The sequence below is a fragment of the Ferruginibacter sp. genome, from assembly GCF_031430955.1.
Taxonomy (GTDB): Bacteria; Bacteroidota; Bacteroidia; order Chitinophagales; family Chitinophagaceae; genus Ferruginibacter.
In genome coordinates this window covers 1-1,569 of record NZ_JANPCM010000295.1, presented here as the reverse complement: position 1 = coordinate 1,569, position 1,569 = coordinate 1, and the positions used below count along the sequence as shown (strand labels likewise).

Sequence of the window (1,569 nt, the reverse complement as noted above, 5' to 3'; positions counted from 1 at the left end):
CATTAAAAATGTGGGGCTGGCGCCTGTTTTAAAAGCATACGCCACCATGGATAAACTAATAATATATCCTATGGAACCTATTAGCATTAAAGTTTTTCTCCCCAATCTGTCAATTAAATATAATCCAACAAAAGTAAAAATTAAATTAGTGCCACCAATGGCAATTGAATTAAGTAAAGATTCTTTTGCTCCCAATCCAATCTTGGTTAAAATTTCGGGGGCGTAATATAAAATGAAATTGATGCCGTAGAGCTGGTTAAAAAATGCAATTAAAAATGCCAGCCAGATTATTTTATTATGCTTAGCGCTAAAAAATTGCGATGTATTTCCTTTAGATACTTCATGTTTGTTGCTTTCAATAATAGCAGCAATTTCTGCATCAGCGTTTTCTACACCAATATCGTTCATTATTTTTTTTGCAGCAGCTAAATCATTCTTTTTACTAATTAACCATCGTGGGCTTTCGGGTACACCCAAAACCATAAGTGTATAAATTATAGAAGGTATTGCCAATACACCCAGCATCCAGCGCCAGTCATTATCGCCACCAACACCTTCTAAAAAATAGTTGGAGAGATAAGCAATTAAAATTCCAAAAACAATATTGAATTGATACATGGCTGTTAATCTTCCTCTTGTTGCAGCGGTTGAAATTTCTGAAATATAAGCGGGTGCCACCACTGATGAAACCCCAATGCCAACACCACCCATAAATCTAAAAAAAGAAAAAGTGTAAGGGTCTGGCGCAAATGCAGAACCAAAAGCAGATAGAGTGAATAAAATACCAATCCAAAGTAATACTTTTTTTCTACCATATTTTTCTGCAGGAAAGCCTGCAAATAATGAACCGGCAACCGTTCCCCATAGAGCCATACTCATAATAAAAATACCATGAAATAATGTAGAAGTATGCCACAAATCTTTTATGGGCTGATTAGCACCGGAAATAACCACGGTATCAAACCCAAAAATAAAACCGGCCAATGCGGCCACAATAGAATAACGAAAAAGTTTGTTCTGGTTCATAAGCAAGTTTTTGTAGCAGTTAAGATATGAAAAGCAACAGGGACTTGGGCAGTTAATTTATTTTAACATAATTGCAAACGATTGTTGTTTAAAAAATTCCATTAAATTTTTTGCAACTTGCGCAGAGCAATAAAAGATGTTTAACTTGTTTGCTGTAATTTCACTATAACAAAAATACATTTATGAAACGATTGCTTGCCTGTATTTGCCTTGTTATTTTTTATGCAGTTTCTTTTGCACAGGATGCCTGGAAAATAACTACATCTAACATAGACTCAAAAAATTATTATGGTGTAACCGTTGCCAACGGTATGATTGGGATTGTAAGCAGCCCAGAGGCTTTTAAAGTAAAAGATGTGGTACTAGCAGGGGCATACGATTTGTACGGAAGAGGAAGGGTGAGTAATTTTTTAAAAAGTTTCAACCTTTTAAATATGTATATGGAGGTTGATGGCAGAAGGTTAAGCAATGCGGATGTAAGCAATATGCAGCAGGGTTTAAATATGCAAACTGCAAATTTTACTACTTCGTTTAATTATAAAG

1 protein-coding gene and 1 pseudogene are annotated in these 1,569 nt (G+C 34.9%); one reads left to right on the top strand and one right to left on the bottom strand.

The window, feature by feature from the left end; genetic code table 11:
• The coding region (locus ACY65O_RS08385; RefSeq protein ID WP_462220404.1) for a sugar porter family MFS transporter at window positions 1-1,026 on the bottom strand (1,026 nt) is incomplete at its 3' end.
• Window positions 1,027-1,208: 182 nt separating this feature from the next.
• Between ACY65O_RS08385 and ACY65O_RS08380 the strand changes: the two are divergent.
• Window positions 1,209-1,569 (top strand): annotated as a pseudogene (locus ACY65O_RS08380) (hypothetical protein); the annotation flags it as partial.